Origin of the sequence: Shewanella sp. SM32 (genome assembly GCF_025654235.1) — a bacterium.
Lineage (GTDB): Bacteria > Pseudomonadota > Gammaproteobacteria > Enterobacterales > Shewanellaceae > Shewanella > Shewanella oncorhynchi.
This window is the reverse complement of sequence record NZ_JAKKRO010000008.1, coordinates 26,354-48,102: the sequence shown is the minus strand read 5'-3', so window position 1 is coordinate 48,102 and position 21,749 is coordinate 26,354. Positions and strand designations below refer to the sequence as shown.

Sequence of the window (21,749 nt, the reverse complement as noted above, 5' to 3'; positions counted from 1 at the left end):
ATATTAAAAAGCCGTCGCAGCATGATTGCTGGACGGCTTTTTTAATGCTGAGCGTAAGAATAAATCTAGGCTTTGATCAACAGGTCCCGCAGGTGCTTGACTTCATCACGCATTGCCGCCGCTTGTTCAAACTCTAAGTTGCGCGCATGTTCATGCATCTTCTTCTCAAGCTGATCGATTTGATGGCTCAACTCTGCCGCATCGGCTTTATGATAATGGGACTTAGGCTCAGCCACTTTGCCATACACAGCTTTACTGTCGCGGCTATCATCCACATCCATCACATCGGTGATCCGTTTAACGACGCCCTTAGGCGTGATACCGTGTTTTAAGTTGTGCGCCCGCTGACGTTCACGACGTCGGTCAGTTTCACCTATCGCTTTCTCCATCGAATTGGTGATGCGATCGGCATAGAGGATCACTTTACCATTGACGTTACGCGCCGCGCGGCCAATCGTTTGGATGAGCGAGCGCTCAGAGCGCAAGAAGCCCTCTTTATCGGCATCTAAAATACACACCAATGACACTTCAGGCATATCTAAGCCTTCGCGCAATAAGTTGATCCCAACCAATACATCAAACTTACCTAAACGCAGATCGCGGATGATCTCAACCCGTTCGACAGTGTCTATGTCCGAATGCAGATAACGCACTTTTACGCCATGTTCGTCGAGGTATTCAGTCAAATCCTCCGACATACGCTTAGTCAGCGTCGTCACTAGCACCCGCTCATTGACGGCCACTCGCTTGGCGATTTCAGACAATAAATCGTCCACTTGGGTCCCAACGGGGCGCACTTCTAATTCAGGATCGAGTAATCCCGTTGGCCGCACGACCTGCTCAGCAATCTCGCCTTCGCTCTTTTCCAGCTCGTAGGCACTCGGTGTTGCCGACACATAGATAGTTTGCGGCATCAATTGCTCAAACTCTTCAAACTTGAGCGGCCGGTTATCCAAGGCGGACGGTAAGCGGAAACCGTATTCCACAAGTGTGGTTTTACGGGAACGGTCACCTTTGTACATAGCGCCGATTTGCGGCACAGTCACATGGGATTCATCGATAATTAATAAGCCGTCGGCAGGCAAATAGTCGAGCAAGGTTGGTGGCCCTTCCCCCGGTGCGCGGCCAGACAAATAGCGCGAGTAGTTTTCGATGCCAGAGCAGTAACCCAACTCCACCATCATTTCCACATCGTATTGCACCCGCTCATGGATACGCTGGGCTTCAATTAACTTGTTGTTATCGAGTAGATATTGCTTACGCTCGCGTAGTTCTTCTTTAATAAACTCAGTGGCGGCGATGATTTTTTCCCGCGGCGTGACATAGTGTGTTTTAGGGTAAACCGTCGTACGTGCGATACGTTTAATAATATGGCCCGTTAACGGGTCAAACTCACTTAAGCGTTCAATCTCATCGTCGAACAACTCGACTCTAATAGCATTACGCTCAGAATCGGCGGGGAAAATATCAATCACTTCACCGCGCACACGATAAGTACCACGTTGTAGCTCAATATCATTGCGCTTGTACTGCAATTCACTGAGACGAATTAAGATGTCACGCTGCCCCATCACATCGCCTTGGCGTAGATGCAGCAACATTTTTAAATAGGAATCGGGATCGCCCAAGCCATAAATAGCCGACACCGAAGCAATCAGCACCACATCTTTACGCTCTAACAGCGCCTTAGTGGCGGATAAACGCATCTGCTCAATGTGAGCATTAACCGAAGCGTCCTTTTCGATAAAGGTATTTGATGCAGGTACATAGGCTTCGGGCTGGTAGTAATCGTAGTAAGAAACGAAATACTCGACCGCATTATGGGGAAAGAACTCTTTCATCTCGCCATAAAGCTGCGCCGCCAAGGTTTTATTAGGCGCCATGATAATCGTGGGCCGGCCTAACTTTTGGATTACATTGGCAATCGTGAAGGTTTTACCTGAGCCCGTCACCCCGAGTAAGGTTTGGCAGGCCAGACCCGCTTCGAGTCCATCGACTAATTTGGCAATCGCTGTAGGTTGGTCGCCTGCGGGGGCGAATTGCGATTCAAGCTGAAAAACAGATTCTGACACGCGCACATATCCTTTTAGTGAGTCGCCCCATTCTAATCAAGTCACCGACTAAGCTCCACAGTTATCCTTCCTGTCGTCATATCAATACGATCTAAAACCGCAAGATGACAATTTAAAGGAAGAAACATGAAACTTTTAAACTAAGGCGTTTTCAGCGTTTTTTGCTCACAAAACACCCGCAAACTAAGCAAAAATGCCAATTTAATACACAAGAAATCAATTTCGTTCGATTACAAAATTGCAACCTTGTTTTCACCCTCAACAAAAACCACTTGCTTTTAGTATGCATTTGATAATGCTTAAATTTATTTTTGAACCCCAAAATAGTGCATTTTAAGTCCGCCGCCCATACCCCAAGGCTTTGGCGGCCATTTTTCAGGACAACTCACAGGGTTATCCACAGATTTTGTTGATAAGTCGAAATAACCTAGAAACCACGCGGGATTGGAGGCTGTCATGTGTCTTAACAACCGTCTCTCGGCATTTAGTAATTTAATTACATTTGATAAATGTTGCTACTTGTATCAATTTCACTAACTGTAATTAACGCGAGCTGTAGTCGCGCATCTGGTGCCACAACTTACAGTGAAGCGCATCACTTAATTTGAAAAACAGCTCACGCTAATTCGATAAAGCCTCAATTAACACCTCCATCAACAACAGCAAACTTGTTAAAACAGAAAAACGGGCTTTAACGGCAAAAAGATAACCCACGTTTTCTATCGGTATAAAGAACTGAGTAAATTCACATTACCCCACCTGAGATCCTTTTTTGAGCGGTTTGAGTCTTAAGTACTCGACCAAGTACCGAAAACGGTGTCGATTATTTAGCGAATGATTTCAATTTCATAGAATCACCGCTTAAAAACGATGGACTCAATTATGGCTATATTGCGAATTGTTAAGTGGTTTTTCACGAAAAATGTCGAATTCTGCACCACGATGCACATTAGATGAGCACTTAACAGCATAATTACACTTTTTTTAGTAACTCGAGTTGACTCATCCAACAGAGCGTTTTACTATGCGCTCCGTTCTCAACGAGTCGCTACGATTGTGTGAAACGATTCCCCTGTAGTTCAGTCGGTAGAACGGCGGACTGTTAATCCGTATGTCACTGGTTCAAGTCCAGTCAGGGGAGCCACTTTAAGCACATGATAAAAATGAGTTAGAACAAGCAGTAAGATAAGTTGTAAACAATTCCCCTGTAGTTCAGTCGGTAGAACGGCGGACTGTTAATCCGTATGTCACTGGTTCAAGTCCAGTCAGGGGAGCCAATTACATTATCAAGCTGAAGTATTAAAATGATTCCCCTGTAGTTCAGTCGGTAGAACGGCGGACTGTTAATCCGTATGTCACTGGTTCAAGTCCAGTCAGGGGAGCCAATTTAAGCAAGCTAAAAAGTCGATAGTAATATCGCACCTCGATTCCCCTGTAGTTCAGTCGGTAGAACGGCGGACTGTTAATCCGTATGTCACTGGTTCAAGTCCAGTCAGGGGAGCCATTTAAAAAGTGTTATTTCTGTTAAGTCGATAGCAATATCGCACCCTCTACTCCCCTGTAGTTCAGTCGGTAGAACGGCGGACTGTTAATCCGTATGTCACTGGTTCAAGTCCAGTCAGGGGAGCCAATTTATTCTTCGTTTTGTTCCCATGTCTTTGCCTCTTCTGACTTCTAGTTACCCTATTCTTTTCCGTTTTGTTTTTAAGCAAATGCAGTTACACTGTTATCAGCTTATTAATAAAAATTTATGAGTGTCATCACACAGATAGCTGCAGTTAAGTATTCTTGACTTAAACTTATCCTGTTTGAGCTCACCCAAAAAAATAGAGCGGATTTTTATGGCCATGTCAAAATCATATCCAATTTTTTTACTGCTTATTTTCTTAGGTCTTTTTGCTTGGGTTTATCAAAGCGAAAATAGCCAATTACAAATCCAACAACAGCAAGAACTGGATAGCTTTAAAACCAGTTTAACCCGCTACCAACAATGGCAAGGTGATGGCGCCGAACTCTTCAAAAAGCTTTCTGAAAATTACCCATTCCAATTTTTCCAATATATTGATGATACCGATGGCCAACTGAGTTATACCGAAGGTCGTTTAGACAGCCAACATCCTCATCCTTTAGCCCGTTTATTTTCTATCGAGCTCAGTCATACACAAAAATTGGCAACCGGTCGTTTACAAGTCAAACTCAGTGCAAACCAAGCGATTGAAACTTCGATTAGTCATACTCAAAAGCTCGGTGTCATGTTACTGGTGGCTTACCTTATCTTGCTGTTAGTGTTTATTCTGTTAATGTCAAAACATAGGGCGGCGATACGTTATGCTGCTGATTATATTTCAAAAATACCTGAGTTAGGTTTTTCTGCTGTCGCATCATCAAAACTCACAGGTGAGCTCAACCCCATTGGAATATCCCTTGAAGAGTGTCGTCTTCAACTTAAAGCCCAAATCGATAAACTCAATCAAGAGAATGAAAAGCTGCATAAAGCGGCCTATCAAGACACAGTGACAGGTTTTGGTAGTCGCCAGCGCTTTACCCAAAAATTAGAAACCATAAGTAATCCCGATATTCCTCAATTGGGGCTGATGACAATGGTTAAGGCCACGGAGCTTGCGCAAATCAATCAAAAACAAGGGCGAACTGCGGGGGATGATTATCTTTCAAGGGTGGCAAATTGTATCCGCAAAGCCTGTAGTAAGTATTCAGATGCAGAATGTTTCAGGGTATCGAGCGCTGATTTTGCCATCTTTATTCCTGATGTCATGCTGAAGGATGCGCCAAAATTTTTAGATCAATTAAAAATTTATCTCGATGAATATTTGCAGATGACAAAAGCGGAATCTGTCGCCCATATCGGTTTAGTGCCCTATCATCAAGGTACCGATGCGGTTAATTTACTGACGATTGCGGATACCGCAGTCAGCATAGCGCAGACCCTTGGGCCTAATAGCTATCATATCCAAGAAAAACTCAATGGTGACGAGCAGTTTGGTGATGATCGCTGGAAAATGGCGATCAATGATTTAGTCACTCGCCAAGCATTAAAATTCTACCAACAGCCAATTCAGCCCTGCCGAACTGATGTAGAGGTTTACCGTGAGTTGTTGGCGCGCTTTTACAATAGCGAAGGTAAGTTTTTACCGACCACCACAGTGATCGCTATGGCCGAACGTCACGGTATGAGTTCTGAATTAGATAAACTGGTGGTGATCAGTGCATTAAGAATGCTTAAGGAAAACCCGACCATTTCGGGTAACTTTGGCATCAATATCAGCGCATTTTCTGCGCATCAAGATATGTTTCTCGCTTGGCTAAAGGACATTTTAGGCAAGCAAAAATACATCGCCTCACGCTTAGTATTTGAGATCAATGAGTCCGGTATGCAGTCTAACTTAGGGGCAAGCTATAAGTTCGTTCGCGAAATACATAGCGTTGGATCACGGGTGTCGATAGAGCGTTTTGGCATGAGCTTTACGTCCTTCAAATTCTTCAGTGAAGTGCGCCCAGACTACATAAAGCTTGATGGCAGCTACACATCGAACATTGATGAAGACAGCAATAATAAGTTCTTCGTCCGTATGATGGTGGATGTTGCAAGACGGATAGGCATTCGGGTTATTGCGACCAGCGTCGAACGCCAAGAAGAAAAACTCACCCTCGAAAAACTCTTAGTTGATGGATTGCAAGGCTATTACATAGCACAGCCCCAAGCCATGGCGATTACAGATCAAATTTAATACTTTAACGGGTTAATTCGTCGCCAAAATTTACAGTAAAGATGGTTAACCCTGCATTCTATATGTTGTTTATGCAAACGGAAAAGTCGATAATACGGCCAAGATCCGTTTAGAAAAGTATTGAGATGACTGAATATCTCCTCTTGTTGATCAGTACAGTACTGGTCAACAATTTCGTTTTAGTGAAATTCTTAGGCTTGTGTCCTTTTATGGGGGTCTCCAGTAAACTGGAGTCCGCTATTGGCATGTCTATGGCGACCACTTTTGTGCTGACGTTAGCCTCAATTCTCAGTTACCTCGTCAACCAGTATCTACTATTGCCCTTTGATCTGAGCTACCTGCGAACCATGAGCTTCATTTTAGTGATTGCGGTTGTGGTGCAATTTACTGAAATGGTGGTGCAAAAAACCAGTGCTGCACTGCATCGCGCTTTAGGGATTTACCTGCCGCTGATCACAACTAACTGTGCTGTGTTGGGTGTTGCCCTATTGAACGTTAACGAGAAGCACGATTTTATCCAATCGGCTATCTATGGCTTTGGTGCTGCGTTAGGCTTCTCATTAGTGTTAATTCTCTTCTCGGCGATGCGCGAACGTTTAGCAGCCGCAGATGTCCCCTTACCTTTCAAAGGCGGCGCCATAGCGATGATCACCGCAGGTCTTATGTCCCTCGCCTTTATGGGATTCACAGGATTGGTTAAGTAAGATGTCCGGAATTTTAATTGCAGTCATATTGTTGACCCTATTGGCATTAGTCTTTGGACTATTACTCGGTTTTGCCGCCGTTAAATTTAAGGTTGAAGGCAATCCGATTGTTGATGAACTCGAAGCGATTCTGCCACAAACCCAATGTGGTCAATGTGGTTACCCTGGCTGTCGCCCTTACGCTGAAGCGATTGCCAACGGTGATAAAGTCAACAAATGCCCTCCCGGCGGCACAGCCACCATGGAAAAACTGGCGACCCTGATGGGCGTCGAGCCAGAGCCACTGAATGCCGAAGCACAATCTCAAGTGAAAAAGGTCGCCTACATACGTGAAGACGAATGTATTGGCTGCACTAAGTGTATTCAAGCCTGCCCCGTGGATGCGATTATCGGTGCAGGTAAGCTTATGCATACTGTGCTGACAACCGATTGCACGGGTTGCGATCTCTGTGTTGAGCCTTGTCCCGTCGATTGTATTGATATGATCCCAGTCACCCAGAATCTTAAAAATTGGAACTGGCGCTTAAATGCCATCCCAGTGACTCTCATTCAAGAGATTCAGATCCAAGACCCACAGTCAGAAGAGGAAAAGCGGTGTTAACTTTATTAGATCAATTAGATAAAGGAACCCTTTGGCGCTCACCCGGTGGTATACATCCACCCGAAGTCAAATTCCTCTCGAACGCGACGCCGATTAGCCAACTGCCCTTAGCCAATACGTACTTAGTGCCCATCCCTCAAGTCGGTGAAAATTGCACACTTGCGGTAAACATCGGCGATAGCGTATTAAAAGGCACACCGTTAACTCAAGGTACCTCCATTTGGCATTTACCTGTGCATGCGCCGACATCGGGCACTATCGTTGCCATTGAGCCAAGGGCAAGTAACCACGCCTCAGCATTGCCAGTTAACACTTGCGTTATCCAAGCCGATGGCAAAGACACTTGGTGTGAGCTGGTGCAAAATGAGCTTGATGATTTAACCCATCAACAGATGATCGATAAGATCCGTGCTGCTGGCATTGCAGGCATGGGCGGCGCGGCGTTTCCAACTCATATTAAGCTTAATCCGGTCAGTGAAATTGATTTAGTCATCATCAACGGCGTCGAGTGCGAACCTTATATCAGCGCCGATGACAGATTAATGCGCGAATACAGCCAAGATATCCTCGCCGGTATTGGCATTATTCATCGGTTATTAACGCCAAAACGCATTGTTATCGCCATTGAAGATAATAAGCCAGAAGCGGCCAAAGCCATGCAAGCTGCAGTCGTCCAATGTGGGCTCCCAGCGGACAGCATTCGGGTAACGGTCATTCCGACAAAATATCCTTCTGGTGGTGAAAAGCAGTTAATTCAAATAATTACTGGCCGCGAAGTGCCCTCGGGCGCGATTCCCGCCAAACTCGGTATCGTCGTGCATAACGTCGGCACTGCCTTTGCGATTCATCAAGCAGTTACTCAAGGTAAACCGCTGATTGAGCGCGTTGTGACTGTGACGGGCAAAAATGTAGGTAAACCGGGGAACTACTGGTTACCGATAGGCACACCTGTTGAGCATGTGCTAGCTGCGACTGAGTTCACGCCAGAGCCGGAACAAAAGGTGATTATTGGCGGGCCTATGATGGGCCATGCGTTGGCGAATATCCAAGTGCCTATTTTAAAAGGTACTAACTGTATTCTGGTGCCAAGCAGCCAAGAAATAGGAACTACGCCAGAAGAAAAAGCCTGTATCCGCTGCGGCGAATGCGCCAATGCCTGCCCTGCACTCTTATTGCCACAGCAACTCTTTTGGCACGCCAAGGCCGAAGAATATGACAAAGCTGCCAGCTACAATCTAAAGGATTGTATTGAATGCGGTTGTTGTAGTTACGTCTGCCCGAGTGATATTCCCTTAGTCGAGTATTACCGTATTGCCAAGTCTGCACTTAAACAAGCCGCCGATGAAAAGCAACAAGCGGAGCGCGCTAAACAGCGTTTCGATGCCCGTTTAGCGCGTCTTGAAGAAGAAAAGCTTGCCCGTGAAGCTAAGGCCAAAGAAGCCGCAGAGCGCCGACAAGCGACTATGACTGGCACGGATAAAAATGCCGTCGCCGAAGCCATGGCACGGATCGCCGCGAAAAAAGCCGCAGCGGCACAATCAGCAACTGAAGAGTTGTCGACTGAAGAATCATTGAATCATCAATCAAACGTAATAAGCACTGATACGACAGACGCGCCCAAGGGTAAAGCTGCCGTTGCCGCAGCCATAGCCCGCGCTAAGGCGAAGAAAGCCGCCCAAGTGAATGCCAATGGTGCTGATACAAATGGTGCAGATACAAACAATGTGGTGAATGTTGATGCCAGTGATGAATCCTTCTTAGCAACAGATGCAATCGCGCAAGAAGCACCGTTATCTCAGAAAGACAAAGTCGCCGCGGCCATTGCTCGCGCCAAAGCTAAAAAGGCGGCTCAGCAAGCCGATACCGCGCCGCTTGAAACGGCTGACAGTACACCAGAAGCCAGCGCTGCCGATGATAAAAAGGCCAAAGTAGCTGCCGCAGTCGCGCGGGCAAAAGCCAAGAAAGCGGCGCAGCAAGCAGAAACCGCCGCTAGTGATATTGAAGTTAGCAATACTGAAATTATCGTTAGTGACGTTAATGATTCAGAAGCGATTAAGAAAGCCAAAGTAGCCGCCGCGGTTGCCCGTGCTAAAGCGAAAAAAGCCGCGAAGCAAGTTGAGACAAATGCTGACAATGATTTAACTCAGACCGCGACTCCGGCAGTTGATTCCGCAACTAGCGTTCAAGCAGATGTGAATGATGATAAAGAAGCTGCCGCTACTGACGTTAACGACGCTGAAGCGATTAAAAAGGCGAAAGTGGCTGCCGCAGTTGCTCGTGCCAAAGCGAAAAAAGCAGCGGCGTCAATTGTTGAGCCTAAGTCTGATTTAGAGGCAGAGTCCACGTCAGTTGACGACATTCAAACTAAAACGAACGTGGCATCGCCGTCGATAGCAGCACTTGACGCCGTCGCAGCTAAACCCGAAGCCGTTTTACCATCCGCAGAACAAATTGCAGAACCCATTGAAACGGCAGCCTTATCAGGCGATGAGCTTAAAAAAGCGCGGATTGCTGCCACCATAGCCAAGGCAAAAGCCAAAAAAGCGGCACTCGCTCAACAAACCGAAGTTTCGAGCGATTCAAATGTTGCTAATGATTAAGAACAGAATGATAAAAAGGGAACACAATGGCGTTTAAAATAGCCTCATCACCCCATGTCACACGTAATTTGCAAACCTCAACTGTGATGCAAAGGGTGATTTTATGTTTACTGCCGGGCCTTGTGGTGCAATGCGCCTTTTTTGGCTGGGGCACACTCGTGCAAGTCCTGCTGGCGATCCTCGTAGCCTTAAGTTGTGAGGCCGCGGTGATGAAACTTCGCAATCGTAATATCAAAGCCAGCCTTAGCGATAACAGCGCCATGCTGACCGCAATCTTGATTGGTGTCGCCATTCCTCCCCTAGCACCTTGGTGGATGATAGTGATGGGCACCGCCTTTGCGATCGTTATCGTTAAGCACCTTTACGGCGGTTTAGGCCATAACCTGTTTAACCCTGCAATGGCGGCGTATGTATTGCTGCTAATCTCATTCCCAGTGCAAATGACCACTTGGATAGCACCGAGTACCGTTGCGCTGCATTCACCTAGCCTAGCTGAGAGCTTGCAACTTATCTTCAACATTGGCGCCCACGTTAACTTGGAACAGTTTCGTTTAGGGATAGATGGCATCGCAATGGCGACGCCACTCGATACCCTTAAAACCGATTTATCCCTAGGATTAACCACCACAGAAAGCCTGACTAAAGCCATTTTTGATGGCAGCACAGGCGTAGGTTGGTTCTGGGTGAATTTAGCTTATCTGGCTGGCGGTTTAGTGTTACTTAAACTGAAAGCCATTCGTTGGCACATCAGTACTGGCGTGTTATTGGGGCTCTTTGTTGCATCAAGTATCGGTTTCTTACTGTCGCCCGATACCCAAGGCAGTCCCCTATTACATTTGTTTTCTGGCGCGACCATGTTAGCGGCATTTTTTATCGCAACCGATCCCGTCACAGCTGCAACCAGCCCCCGAGGTCGCATTATCTTCGGCGCGTTAATTGGTGTGTTGGTGTATATCATCCGCATTAAAGGCGGTTACCCTGACGCCTTTGCCTTTGCCGTGTTATTGGCTAACCTCTGCGCCCCTTTTATTGACTACTATGTGCGTCCACGCACCTATGGTCATTCAGCTAGCTAAGGCCATTGGGCGGACTAGTCATGCTACAAGATAATGTCATTCTGCTGGCAACGAGAGCTTAAGGAAAAAGAGTTGAAAAATCCGATGATTAAAAATGGTTTTTTATTGGCACTGTTTGCCTTGATTTGCACGGGTCTCGTCGCCGCGGTCAATCAACAAACCTTTGACAAGATTAAGCAGCAAGAACAACAGGAATTGATGCGAGTATTGCAACAATTAATCCCTGATGAAATACATGATAACGAGCTTACCGCTCAGTGTACCTTGCTATTAAACAAAGAAGCATTAGGCACGGATAGTCCAATGCCGGCCTATATTGCTACCCATGCAGGCAAGCCTGTCGCTATCGCCATGGAAGCCATAGCACCCGATGGCTATAGCGGTAATATCAAATTAATTGTTGGGATTAATATCCAAGGTGAAGTCTTAGGCGTACGTACCTTGTCCCATCAAGAAACCCCTGGGCTGGGTGACAAAATTGAACTACGTAAATCGAATTGGGTCACTCAGTTTGTTGGTAAAGTGTTGGGCTCTGCAGATGATAAGCAATGGTTAGTTAAAAAAGATGGCGGCGATTTTGACCAATTTACCGGTGCAACCATTACCCCGCGCGCTTATGTTAAAGCAGTCAAAAACGCGGTATGGTATTTCAGCACTAACCAAGCACAAATTTTCAGCCAGCCGCTAAATTGTGAGGCCAACCATGACTAATTATCGCGAAATTGCGTGGCAAGGACTGTGGAAAAACAACCCAGGCCTAGTGCAACTGTTAGGTTTATGTCCGCTACTCGCGGTTACTGCAACGATCACTAACGCCCTTGGCCTTGGTCTAGCCACTATGCTGGTGCTGATTGGCTCTAACATTTTGGTGTCACTGGTGCGCGACTATGTGCCCAAAGAAATTCGTATTCCTGTGTTTGTGATGATCATCGCCGCGCTAGTCACCACAGTGCAACTGCTCATTAATGCCTATGCCTACGGCCTGTATTTATCCCTTGGGATCTTCCTGCCATTAATTGTGACGAACTGCATCATCATCGGCCGCGCCGAAGCCTTTGCCTCGCGTAATAATGCGTTTAGTGCCGCCTTCGATGGTCTAATGATGGGCCTTGGTTTTACTTTAGTGCTTACAGTGCTGGGCGCAACGCGGGAAATCTTAGGTCAAGGCACACTGTTTGATGGTGCGGATCAACTGCTCGGCCCATGGGCTAAATCGTTAACCATGCATCTATGGCAAGTCGATACCCCATTTCTCCTTGCTATGCTGCCACCCGGCGCATTTATCGTGATGGGATTATTGATTGCATTGAAAAATGTGATTGATAAAAAAGTCAAAGAACGCCAACCTCAAGTCGCCGCAGAGCCGAGTGTTACCCGCGCACGGATCACTAAGGTAGGTTAGGCTTTCAAGTAACGACAGGCATTATGGCGCTCGTGTTAACGCGTTTAATGTGTGCCTAGCACATGATTAGCGGCAAAACTCAAAGCATAAGAAAATCAGCGAACGTGGGTTGTAAACTCATCAATCATCATTAATAAGATAGTGATAATGAACGGTTGAGAGTTGAAACCCACCACAGCGCAGGAATCGTACATGAATCAAGAAAAACGTATCCAGATCCTCACTCGTCTTCGCGATAACAATCCCAAACCTGAAACCGAACTCAATTTTTCAAGTCCCTTCGAACTGCTAGTGGCAGTGACGTTATCGGCCCAAGCAACAGATGTGAGTGTCAACAAGGCAACAGACAAGCTCTTTCCTGTGGCAAACACAGCCCACAGCATTTATGCCCTTGGCGTAGAGGGTTTAAAGCAATACATAAAAACCATAGGCTTATACAACAACAAAGCCATCAATGTGATCAAAGCCTGTGAGATCTTGATTGAAAAGTACAATGGCGAAGTACCAGAAAACCGCGAAGCCCTAGAATCTCTGCCCGGCGTTGGCCGCAAGACGGCTAACGTGGTACTAAACACTGCGTTTGGTTGGCCAACCATCGCCGTCGACACCCATATTTTCCGCCTCGCCAATCGCACTAAATTCGCGCCCGGCAAGAACGTAGTCGAAGTGGAAGAGAAAATGCTAAAAGTCGTGCCGGCGGAGTTTAAAGTCGATGTACACCACTGGTTTATCCTGCACGGACGCTACACTTGCCTTGCGCGCAAACCCCGCTGTGGCAGCTGTATCATTGAAGACTTGTGTGATTTTAAAGAAAAAATATACCCTGAAGAATAAGCTTCGAATCAACTGAGTGGAGCAAATTGACGTTTCAGTGTTGTTTTCACATTGATTAGACTGAATTTCAAACAAACAAAAAGCCGCAATAGCGGCTTTTTGCTTAACTTGGAACTGGGTTAACTCAAACTTGTATTAGTCGTTAAAACATTGAAACAAAGAACGCACTGAAAAATAAAGCAATAACAACTGTGGTGCCTAAAGCCATTTTAAGTTCGGTGTTCATCATTCACTCTCCTAGTTGGTATAGCTACATTATTATCAACCCAGTGATAAAAACCCATGTTTGTATCTGTGTTTTGTGAGCGATAGCCAATTTATCGGCAATTTTCTCTTCTAAATCCTGAAAATTCCTCTTACAGACAATCATTTCCCTATCCTAAGCGTTAATCTGGGTCAAGCGCTGTAAAAACAATGGCTGACATTTATCGAGGTCCATCTACGGATTTTTGGTATACTCCACCCCGTAATCTATTTAGAGAGAGGACCTATGTCGCAACTATTACATACTATGATCCGCGTCGGTAACTTAGAACGCAGTATTGCTTTTTATACTGAAGTGCTCGGCATGAAACTACTTCGCACCTCTGAAAATCCAGAGTACAAATATTCTTTAGCTTTCGTGGGTTATGGTGAAGAATCCACAGGCCAAGCCGTGGTTGAACTGACCTATAACTGGGGCACTGACAAATACGATTTAGGCACAGGCTTTGGCCACTTAGCAATTGGTGATGAAGATATCTACGCCCGTTGCGCTGCTATTGCCGCAGCCGGTGGCAAAGTGACTCGCGCCCCAGGTCCTGTCGCTGGTGGTACCACTGAGATTGCATTTGTTGAAGATCCAGACGGTTATAAAATTGAGTTTATTCAAATGAAATCAGCGACTCAAGGTTTAGGTTAAGTCCTGTCAACTGAACCCGAAAAATAGCTGAGCAAGACTATTTATTCAGCGAAAAATGCCGGATCTTCATTCGGCATTTTTGTTTTTATACTTTAGATCTCACGTTAGGCACAAAGAAACATAAATCAAGCCAGTGATTTACTGCTCGCGCCATACGTCTAAACCGACTTTATCGAAGCTTTATCTTGTGTCAGCTTTCGCTCGGTTTTGTTCGCCACTTTACGGCTGAAATGACGTTTAAACCAAGGCGTGCGCCACAGCAGCAACACACTAAAACCTACGATATACAGACTCGGCTCGATGATTTCCGATTTTACCGACCAGTAAAAATGGATTGGCGCCAATATCGCGACTAAATACACCCCATAGTGCAAGGTTTGCCAACGACGTCCCATCTTACGCATCAAGGCTTTAAACGAAGTTATCGCCAAAGCGGAAACGATAAGATAAGCCACAGCGCCGACTAAAATATACGGCCGTTTTACCACTTCACTAAACAGTAATTCCCAAGCAAACAACAGATCTAAACTAAAAAAGGCCAAAATATGTAAAGTGGCATAGGCAAACACATATAACCCCACTAAACGGCGGGTCTGCATCAACAGCCCTTGCTTGGTCAACTTGGCAATCGGTGAGATCAGTAAGGTCGCCGCTAGCGCATTTAATGCGCCTATGCCTGTGTAGTGAATAATGTGCTGCACGGGATCGCCACCCGCACGGCCAAGCACCACTGTGAGCACAAGGTAGACGATGGGCACTAAACCCAACAAATGAAATAACGCCTTTAGCCAAAACAAGTGCTTAGCGGTTAATCTCAACATAGTTTGTCCCCGCTTAATAGCGAATCCCCAAACAACAAACCAATCATCAATAGTATTTCCTCAGATCCATGCCGTCATACAGTGAAGCCACAAACTCGCCGTAACCGTTGAACGGCTGGGTATCGATGCGGGTTGCTGAAAACAATCCCCCCTCGCCGATACGACGCTCTGTGGCCTGCGACCAGCGCGGATGATCCACCGCCGGATTAACGTTGGCATAAAATCCATACTCGTGTGAGGCAAGCTGATTCCAGCTGGTCGGCGGTTGTTTATCCATGACGCGAATTCGCACGATTGATTTAATGCTCTTAAAGCCATATTTCCACGGCACCACTAAGCGAATGGGCGCGCCGTTCTGCGGTGGCAGGGTTTTGCCGTACAAACCGACCGACATTAAGGTTAAATCGTTCATAGCTTCGGCTATCGTGAGGCCTTCAACATAGGGATAATGAATACCTCCCCCCATTAATCGGCTCTTCTGCCCCGGCATTTGTTCGGGATCGAAGGCGGTTTCAAAGGCGACATACTTGCCCTTACTGGTGACGCCAACTTTTTTCAATAATGCCGCCAGCGGGAACCCCACCCAAGGGATCACCATAGACCAAGCTTCAACGCAGCGCAGGCGATAGTTACGCTCCTCAAGCGGGAACATTTTAGTCAGATCATTAAAATCTAAGGTCATGGGCCGTTCAACTTCACCTTCGATACGCAGTTGCCAAGGGTCGACTTTAAAGCCTTGGGCATTATTGAAGGGATCTTGCTTGTCCGTACCAAATTCGTAGAAATTATTATGCTGCGTCACTTTATCAAACGGGGTTAACACATCGGCGTCACCGTACTGCTTATTGGATTGAAACGTCAGTGGCGTAGTGATAAATGAGGACTTAGGTTGATCGCCAAATAGATCGAATAATCCAGCCTGCACATAACCGGGCACACTGGCACCGATAGCACCGAGTCCCATGGCTTTTACAATTTGCCGACGCGAGCGAAATACCGCTTCGGGCGTCACTTGGTTGTCTTGCATGTGCCACTGCGCTTTTTTAAGAATACCTGGGGTAAAACGGGAATGTTTAGCCAATTGACACCTCTACCATCCAATGATTAAAGTCACCGAGTTGCGATAAAAACCTTCTCTGGCGCTCGTCTGTATCGCTTACTCTTATATAGACAGGTAAAAGCCAGAAAAACTTTCCACCCGTGAATAAATTCACCTTAAACGTATAAGACTTGCTCATTCAAGCATTAAGCGCAGATATAGTTGATTAAAGGGCTTGAAGCCTGTTGGGGGGCATGCGAACCTAAGCGCCAAAGCTAAAGGAGTGCTATTGATCATGCCATTTTCTCAATCTTTTTCTGTCGCCGAAATCATCGGCCTTCTCGCCATTGCCTTCTTAGGCCTGTTGATCGGTGCTCTGCTCAATCAAAGACTCACCCGCCAACGCTGGCAACTACACAAAGACCAACTTGAGCAAGAAATGCGTCAAGTAAATGAAGATGCAGAATTATCCTTAGCACAACAGCAAATTTTGGTTGATGACAAAGAAGCGCAATTACGTCAATACCAACAACGCCTTGAGCTCAAAATTGAACAACTGGGCAAAGCCGAGGCCTTAGCCGAACGCGTGCCCACCTTAGAGCAGCAATTAAATGATAGCCAGCGCCGTCAGTTAGAGATCCAATTAGCCCTGTCGAAATCCAATGCCATGCAGCAAACCATTCAAGCCAAGGCCGATGCCCAGCAAGAATCGCTGCAGGATAAAATTGCCAGCTTAGAATCGGCCGAAGTGCGTTTACAAACCCAATTTGAAAACCTCGCAAACCGTATTTTTGAAGAACGTAGCGAAAACTTTAAGCACCAAAATGCCAGCCAACTCGAAGGCGTACTTGGGCCATTAAAACAACAGCTTGAAGGATTCAGACAGCAAATTCGTGAATCCTACACCCACGAACAATCCGAGCGCAGCGCCCTCAAACATCAGCTTGAGCACTTAAGGGAGCTCAATCTGAAGATGAGCCAAGATGCCATCAACCTGACCAAAGCGCTCAAGGGTGATAACAAGCAGCAAGGTAACTGGGGTGAAGTGATCCTCGATCGCGTACTGCAGGAAAGCGGCCTACGTGAAGGCCATGAGTACCATACTCAGCAAGATCTCAAGGATGATAGCGGTAAGCGCTTTAAGCCGGATGTGATTGTGCATCTGCCAGAAAATAAAGATGTAGTCATCGATGCTAAGATGTCATTGGTCAGTTATGAGCGCTACTTCAACAGTGAAGATCCGGCACTGCGCCAACAGGCGATTAACGAGCATGTCATTTCAATTCGCAGTCACATTAAAGGTTTAAGTCAAAAGGATTATCAACATCTGCACGGGCTTAAGAGTCTCGATTATGTATTGATGTTTATTCCTATAGAACCGGCATTTTTACTGGCGTTAGAGCATGATCCTAGCCTAGTCAATTTTGCCCTTGAGCAGAATATCATGCTCGTTAGTCCAACGAATTTGTTGGTGGCCCTGCGCACAATTAACAATATTTGGCGCTACGAATATCAAAATCAACACGCACAAACCATTGCAAAACAAGCTGGTCGAATTTACGACAAGTTATGTGGTTATATTGAAGACATGGAAAAACTCGGCCGCGCCTTAGATAATGCAGAAAAAACCTATCACAGCGCAATGAACAAGCTGTCATCGGGCAAAGGCAACCTAGTGCGTCAAGCCCATTTAATGCAGCAGCTCGGGGTCGATACCAGCAAACAACTGGATAAAATGCTGCTAGAAAAAGCACTCAATGAAGCCCAAGACGATAACGACACTCAGGATGACGACGCTGAACTTAATCTGTCGCATACCCGCGATACTAAGGACACAGAAATCGAGCCTGTCGAGTGCAATGATAGATAACAAGAATTGAACACCCATTAATTACCTCAAATCGATACGGACATGTCGATTGATACCTTGATGCCCGGAGGCAAACGCTCCATGTGCAAAGCAGTTATAAATGTGGTTATATCCAGTGCAATATTGCTCGCAGGCGCATTGAATGCCCCTGCTGCACTTGCGTTAACGTCAACGCAGAAAACCTTTCTTGAGGCCGAAAAAGCCCTGAAGAAGCAAGATTATGCAACCTATAAACCCCTACGGGCAAAACTAGGTAATTATCCGCTCGCGATTTATTTAGATCATGATATCGACATCGGTGCTCTTAATGCCTTACAGGGTTATGCAGCTAAAGCCTTGATTGAAAAATATGAAACCACACCCATGTACAATAGGTTGCGGTCTAAATATTTAAACAACGCTGGTAGCCAAAAACGCTGGAATGATTATCTTGCGATCACCCCAGAAGCGCCTACCGACATCCGCCTGCAGTGTTATTACTATGAGGCGAAACTCGCCAAGGGTGATCTAAAAACGGCTTATGCGGCCGCACAATCACTTTGGGTATTTGGGGGTTCGCGCCCAAAGGAATGTGATCCTCTTTTCAACACATGGACCAAAGCCGGTAAACGCACTCAAGATGTCGTATGGGCGCGAATGATGCTGAGTTTCGAGGCTGGCGAAACGAGTTTACTGAGTTTTTTATCCCAAAAAATCACCACCCATAGTAACGAAGCTAAGCGTTTAGTCGCCGTCTATAAAGATCCCAATAGCCTGCGCCATACCGAAAAGTTTAAAGATAAAAATCCCATTGTCGGTGACATTGTTGCCGCAGGATTAAAACGCCTTGCCCGTAAGGATCTCGACCAAGCCATTAATTTGTATGAACGGTATCAAAAGGCCCATCGTTTTACCCCAGAACAAGCGCAGCAGCTGGATAAATACCTTGTTCGCCGCATTTTAATTGAACAAGATGATAACTATAAAAACTATGTCGACAATGTGCTCACTGAGCTGAAAAATGACGACCTATTTGAGCGCCGTTTAAGATGGGCTATCCGCGATCACGACATGCGCAGTATTGCCCGTTACTTGAACCTACTCCAACCAGAAACCTTAGCAAAGGAACGTTGGCAATACTGGCTTTATCGCACCAATGCCAAAGAAGCGCCTGAAAGCGCCATAAAAGCGCTCGCGACAATCAGTAATGAACGTAATTTTTACGGTTTTGCTGCTGCGCAGTTCTTAAATAAACCGGTATCACTCAATCAAAGCCCTGAGCCTGTTGTTGATGCCAATAGCCAAAAGTTAACCGATGATCTGGGTTTTGTGCGCGTGCAAGAGTTAATGGCGCTCGACCGTTATTTTGATGCTCGCTATGAATGGATGTCGCTACTAAAACGCAGTGACAATACGATGCGAGCACGCTATGGACGCTATGCCCATGAACAGGGCTGGTACGATTTTGGTGTTGAAGCCAGTATTCAAGGTAAGTTGTGGGATGATATTCCCCTACGCTTCCCTATGGCACACCAAGCCGGTTTTGAGCACGCCAGCAAAAAGCATAGGGTTAACATCGATGAGATCCGTGCGATTAGCCGCCGCGAAAGTGCATTCTATCTTTATGCGACCTCGGGCGTAGGTGCCCGTGGCCTAATGCAAATTATGCCTGCCACGGCCAAAGCTACCGCCAAAAAACACGGGGCCAGATATAGCGATCCAAAGGATCTCTACAGCGCAGAGCTTAACCTCAATCTTGGTAGCGCTTACTATGCCCAGCTGTTGAAAGAGTTTAACCAAAACCGCATCCTCGCCACGGCGGCCTATAACGCGGGTCCCTCTCGCGTGCGTCGCTGGTTATCAAACTCAGATGGCAAACTCGATGCCATGGGCTTTATCGAGGCCATTCCCTTTACTGAAACCCGTGAATATGTTCAAGCCGTCCTCAGCTATCGATTGATTTATGAGGCGCAAAAGCAAAAAGCACAGCCATTATTCAGTGAAGCTGAGCTTAAGTTTGCTTACTAACTCGTGACATGAAAAGGAACTCGATACTCAGCTGCATCGAGTTCCTACTTTTCAGCATACCCTAGGGTAACGCTCATGCTTTAACCACCAAAAATTCTAAATGATATTCTCTAAATTCAAATAATTAGCAAAGCGAATAATTATTCAGCAATCACGCCGTTTTATCGAAAACTTGTTTGCACTGAAGGGCGTTAAATGCGAATAATTAGTATTAAAGCATTAAGAATCCCATTACACCCATGATTAACCTTAGTTCGTTAACGCTTAGCTGCGAATACCAACCCTTTGTCAATCCTCATACTTTAGCTATCGACGGCTATGAAGCCTTAGCACGCTTTTACTTGCCTAATGGTGATGCGGTTGCACCTAATATTGTGTTCGAGCAATTGCATGAATCCACAGAAATACTCGCTGCAGTTGAATATCAAGCCAAGGCATTTCAACTCATCCATGCGCCGAGTCAGCAGCGAATTTTTATCAATGTTGATCCCCACGCCGTCGATGGACCACATACCGCCAAGCTCATTCGTTCACTGTCCCACTATGAACGAGTCACGGTCGAGATCATCGAAAACACCTGCATTAACGATGCCCAGCTGGCCAGTCAATTATTCACTCAATTTAAACAAGCTAAGATACATGTGGCGCTGGATGATATTGGTGCGCCCCACTCCATGCTCAGTGTCGATCTGATGATGAACGTGGATTATCTTAAATTTGACCGTCATTGGTTAACGCACATAACACACCCAGAGGGAGCCCAATTATTAATTGCATTGGTCAACTTTGCCAAAAAGACTCACAAACAATGCATTTTAGAAGGCATAGAAACTGAAGCTCACTTAGCCTTTGCGCGCGATATCGGTGTCGACTTTGTCCAAGGCTTTTTGTTTAAATCCTGGTTTATTCGCCCCACCAGCAGCCAAGCACTGTGCCTTACGTAAGATCAGGCTAAAACGGTTTACATTCGCGCCACCAGCCCACTCAAGACCAAACCTAATGCTGTCGAGTAATTGATTTAGCACTAGAAATGCCACTGGATATACGGGCGATGATCCGCCATAGTGATAACGCACATCAGCTTGCAAATGCACCTTAAGCACACTTCCAAATGTATTAGGAGTCGCCCGTGGCACAATCTGGGATCAGCGAATTACTACAACAACTCGAACAAGTATTGCTGGGCAAGCCTAGGCAAATTCGTCTCGCTCTAGCCTGTATTCTCGCCCGTGGGCACCTGTTGATTGAAGACTTACCCGGCATGGGTAAAACCAGTATTTCCCATGGTATAGCCCAAAGCTTAGGTTTGAGCTATCAGCGGATCCAATTCACCAGTGACATGCTGCCTGCCGACATTCTCGGCGTATCGATTTTTGATAAACATCAAGCACAATTTATCTTTCATCCTGGGCCAATTTTTAAGCAGATGATTTTGGCCGATGAAATTAATCGCGCCAGCCCTAAGACACAAAGCGCTTTACTCGAAGCGATGGCCGAACAACAAATTTCCGTCGATGGCATCACCCACAGATTGCCCAATCCTTTCTTTGTGATCGCGACTCAAAATCCCACCGATCAATCCGGTACATTTTCGCTACCAGAATCGCAGCTCGACAGGTTTATGATGCGTCTGTCTATTGGTTATCCAAGCCACGATGCTGAGCTCGCTATGCTTAAGAGCAATCATAACCACTTAACCTTAGATCAATTGCCCCAATGCCTGACACCTATGGCCTTAATGCAACTGCAAGAGCAGTGCGACAAGGTCAGCGCTTCCGATGCCTTACTCAATTATATTCTGGCCTTAGTGAGTTTTTCCCGTAGCCAAAGTGACAGCGTGGGGTTATCACCGCGTGCCACCAAAGCGCTATTACAAGCGGCTAAGGCATGGGCCTTTTTAGAAGGCCGACATTATTTAGTCCCAGAAGATGTGCAAGCGGTATTTTGTTGTGTAGCGGAGCATAGACTCAGAACCAGTAGCCAATTACAGGGTGAAGCCCTATCTGAGCGAATTCTCGCCAGCGTTAACCCTATTATGTAGCAAGATACTGTAATGAGGAGATATCGCTAAAGTAT

At 46.1% G+C, this 21,749-nt stretch carries 17 protein-coding genes and 5 tRNA genes; 18 read left to right on the top strand and 4 right to left on the bottom strand.

Annotated elements, in window-relative coordinates:
- Positions 1 to 65 precede the first annotated feature (65 nt).
- A complete protein-coding gene (uvrB, locus tag L5M10_RS05085; protein WP_173496685.1) occupies positions 66 to 2,072 on the bottom strand; it encodes an excinuclease ABC subunit UvrB in 2,007 nt (668 codons plus the stop codon).
- Positions 2,073 to 2,377: 305 nt separating this feature from the next.
- Positions 2,378 to 2,530, bottom strand: coding sequence for a hypothetical protein (locus tag L5M10_RS05080; RefSeq protein WP_158497640.1), 153 nt, complete (start codon positions 2,528 to 2,530; stop codon positions 2,378 to 2,380).
- 610 nt (positions 2,531 to 3,140) lie between these two features.
- On the opposite strand from L5M10_RS05080, the gene L5M10_RS05075 reads away from it, so the two are divergent.
- The 14 genes from L5M10_RS05075 (at position 3,141) to gloA (ending at position 13,936) form a co-directional block, all read left to right on the top strand.
- A tRNA-Asn gene (locus L5M10_RS05075) sits at positions 3,141 to 3,216 on the top strand.
- A gap of 57 nt (positions 3,217 to 3,273) precedes the next feature.
- A tRNA-Asn gene (locus L5M10_RS05070) sits at positions 3,274 to 3,349 on the top strand.
- A 32-nt stretch (positions 3,350 to 3,381) separates the two neighbouring features.
- Positions 3,382 to 3,457: transfer RNA gene (locus L5M10_RS05065), tRNA-Asn, on the top strand.
- 43 nt (positions 3,458 to 3,500) lie between these two features.
- Positions 3,501 to 3,576, top strand: a tRNA-Asn gene (locus tag L5M10_RS05060).
- A 50-nt stretch (positions 3,577 to 3,626) separates the two neighbouring features.
- A tRNA-Asn gene (locus L5M10_RS05055) sits at positions 3,627 to 3,702 on the top strand.
- A 211-nt stretch (positions 3,703 to 3,913) separates the two neighbouring features.
- The gene (locus tag L5M10_RS05050) at positions 3,914 to 5,818 is read left to right on the top strand and encodes a GGDEF domain-containing protein (protein ID WP_263254959.1); all 1,905 of its coding nucleotides are present in this window, start codon (positions 3,914 to 3,916) and stop codon (positions 5,816 to 5,818) included.
- Positions 5,819 to 5,943: 125 nt separating this feature from the next.
- On the top strand, positions 5,944 to 6,522 hold the full coding sequence (rsxA, locus tag L5M10_RS05045) for an electron transport complex subunit RsxA (RefSeq protein ID WP_006081543.1): 579 nt from the start codon (positions 5,944 to 5,946) through the stop codon (positions 6,520 to 6,522).
- A gap of 1 nt (position 6,523) precedes the next feature.
- Complete coding sequence (gene rsxB / locus L5M10_RS05040; RefSeq protein ID WP_263254958.1) at positions 6,524 to 7,123, top strand: electron transport complex subunit RsxB; 600 nt, start codon at positions 6,524 to 6,526, stop codon at positions 7,121 to 7,123.
- Positions 7,117 to 9,723, top strand: coding sequence for an electron transport complex subunit RsxC (gene rsxC, locus L5M10_RS05035; RefSeq protein ID WP_263254957.1), 2,607 nt, complete (start codon positions 7,117 to 7,119; stop codon positions 9,721 to 9,723). The genes rsxB and rsxC overlap by 7 nt, the downstream gene beginning before the upstream one ends.
- Positions 9,724 to 9,749: 26 nt before the next feature.
- Positions 9,750 to 10,799 carry an electron transport complex subunit RsxD gene (rsxD, locus tag L5M10_RS05030; RefSeq protein ID WP_263145747.1) on the top strand — a complete coding sequence of 350 codons (1,050 nt, stop codon included), beginning with the start codon at positions 9,750 to 9,752 and terminating at the stop codon, positions 10,797 to 10,799.
- Positions 10,800 to 10,871: 72 nt separating this feature from the next.
- Positions 10,872 to 11,510 (top strand): electron transport complex subunit RsxG, encoded by a 639-nt coding sequence (gene rsxG / locus L5M10_RS05025; protein ID WP_105252444.1) that lies wholly within the window; start codon positions 10,872 to 10,874, stop codon positions 11,508 to 11,510.
- The gene (locus L5M10_RS05020) at positions 11,503 to 12,201 is read left to right on the top strand and encodes an electron transport complex subunit E (protein WP_028760019.1); all 699 of its coding nucleotides are present in this window, start codon (positions 11,503 to 11,505) and stop codon (positions 12,199 to 12,201) included. Before rsxG ends, L5M10_RS05020 begins: the two co-directional genes overlap by 8 nt.
- Before the next feature lie 192 nt (positions 12,202 to 12,393).
- Positions 12,394 to 13,035: an endonuclease III gene (nth, locus tag L5M10_RS05015; protein ID WP_113939645.1), complete on the top strand. Its 642-nt coding sequence runs from the start codon at positions 12,394 to 12,396 to the stop codon at positions 13,033 to 13,035.
- A gap of 490 nt (positions 13,036 to 13,525) precedes the next feature.
- Positions 13,526 to 13,936, top strand: coding sequence for a lactoylglutathione lyase (gene gloA, locus L5M10_RS05010; protein WP_006087315.1), 411 nt, complete (start codon positions 13,526 to 13,528; stop codon positions 13,934 to 13,936).
- 158 nt (positions 13,937 to 14,094) lie between these two features.
- Here the strand turns inward: gloA and msrQ are convergent, their stop codons facing one another.
- Positions 14,095 to 14,757: a protein-methionine-sulfoxide reductase heme-binding subunit MsrQ gene (gene msrQ / locus L5M10_RS05005; protein ID WP_113939639.1), complete on the bottom strand. Its 663-nt coding sequence runs from the start codon at positions 14,755 to 14,757 to the stop codon at positions 14,095 to 14,097.
- Between the two features lie 46 nt (positions 14,758 to 14,803).
- A complete protein-coding gene (gene msrP / locus L5M10_RS05000; RefSeq protein ID WP_028760022.1) occupies positions 14,804 to 15,838 on the bottom strand; it encodes a protein-methionine-sulfoxide reductase catalytic subunit MsrP in 1,035 nt (344 codons plus the stop codon).
- Positions 15,839 to 16,091: 253 nt separating this feature from the next.
- On the opposite strand from msrP, the gene rmuC reads away from it, so the two are divergent.
- The 4 genes from rmuC (at position 16,092) to L5M10_RS04980 (ending at position 21,714) form a co-directional block, all read left to right on the top strand.
- Complete coding sequence (rmuC, locus tag L5M10_RS04995) at positions 16,092 to 17,666, top strand: DNA recombination protein RmuC (protein ID WP_263254956.1); 1,575 nt, start codon at positions 16,092 to 16,094, stop codon at positions 17,664 to 17,666.
- 81 nt (positions 17,667 to 17,747) lie between these two features.
- Positions 17,748 to 19,673, top strand: coding sequence for a transglycosylase SLT domain-containing protein (locus L5M10_RS04990; protein WP_028760024.1), 1,926 nt, complete (start codon positions 17,748 to 17,750; stop codon positions 19,671 to 19,673).
- A gap of 239 nt (positions 19,674 to 19,912) precedes the next feature.
- Positions 19,913 to 20,617: an EAL domain-containing protein gene (locus L5M10_RS04985; RefSeq protein WP_263254955.1), complete on the top strand. Its 705-nt coding sequence runs from the start codon at positions 19,913 to 19,915 to the stop codon at positions 20,615 to 20,617.
- A gap of 185 nt (positions 20,618 to 20,802) precedes the next feature.
- A complete protein-coding gene (locus L5M10_RS04980; RefSeq protein ID WP_028760026.1) occupies positions 20,803 to 21,714 on the top strand; it encodes an AAA family ATPase in 912 nt (303 codons plus the stop codon).
- Positions 21,715 to 21,749 lie beyond the last annotated feature (35 nt).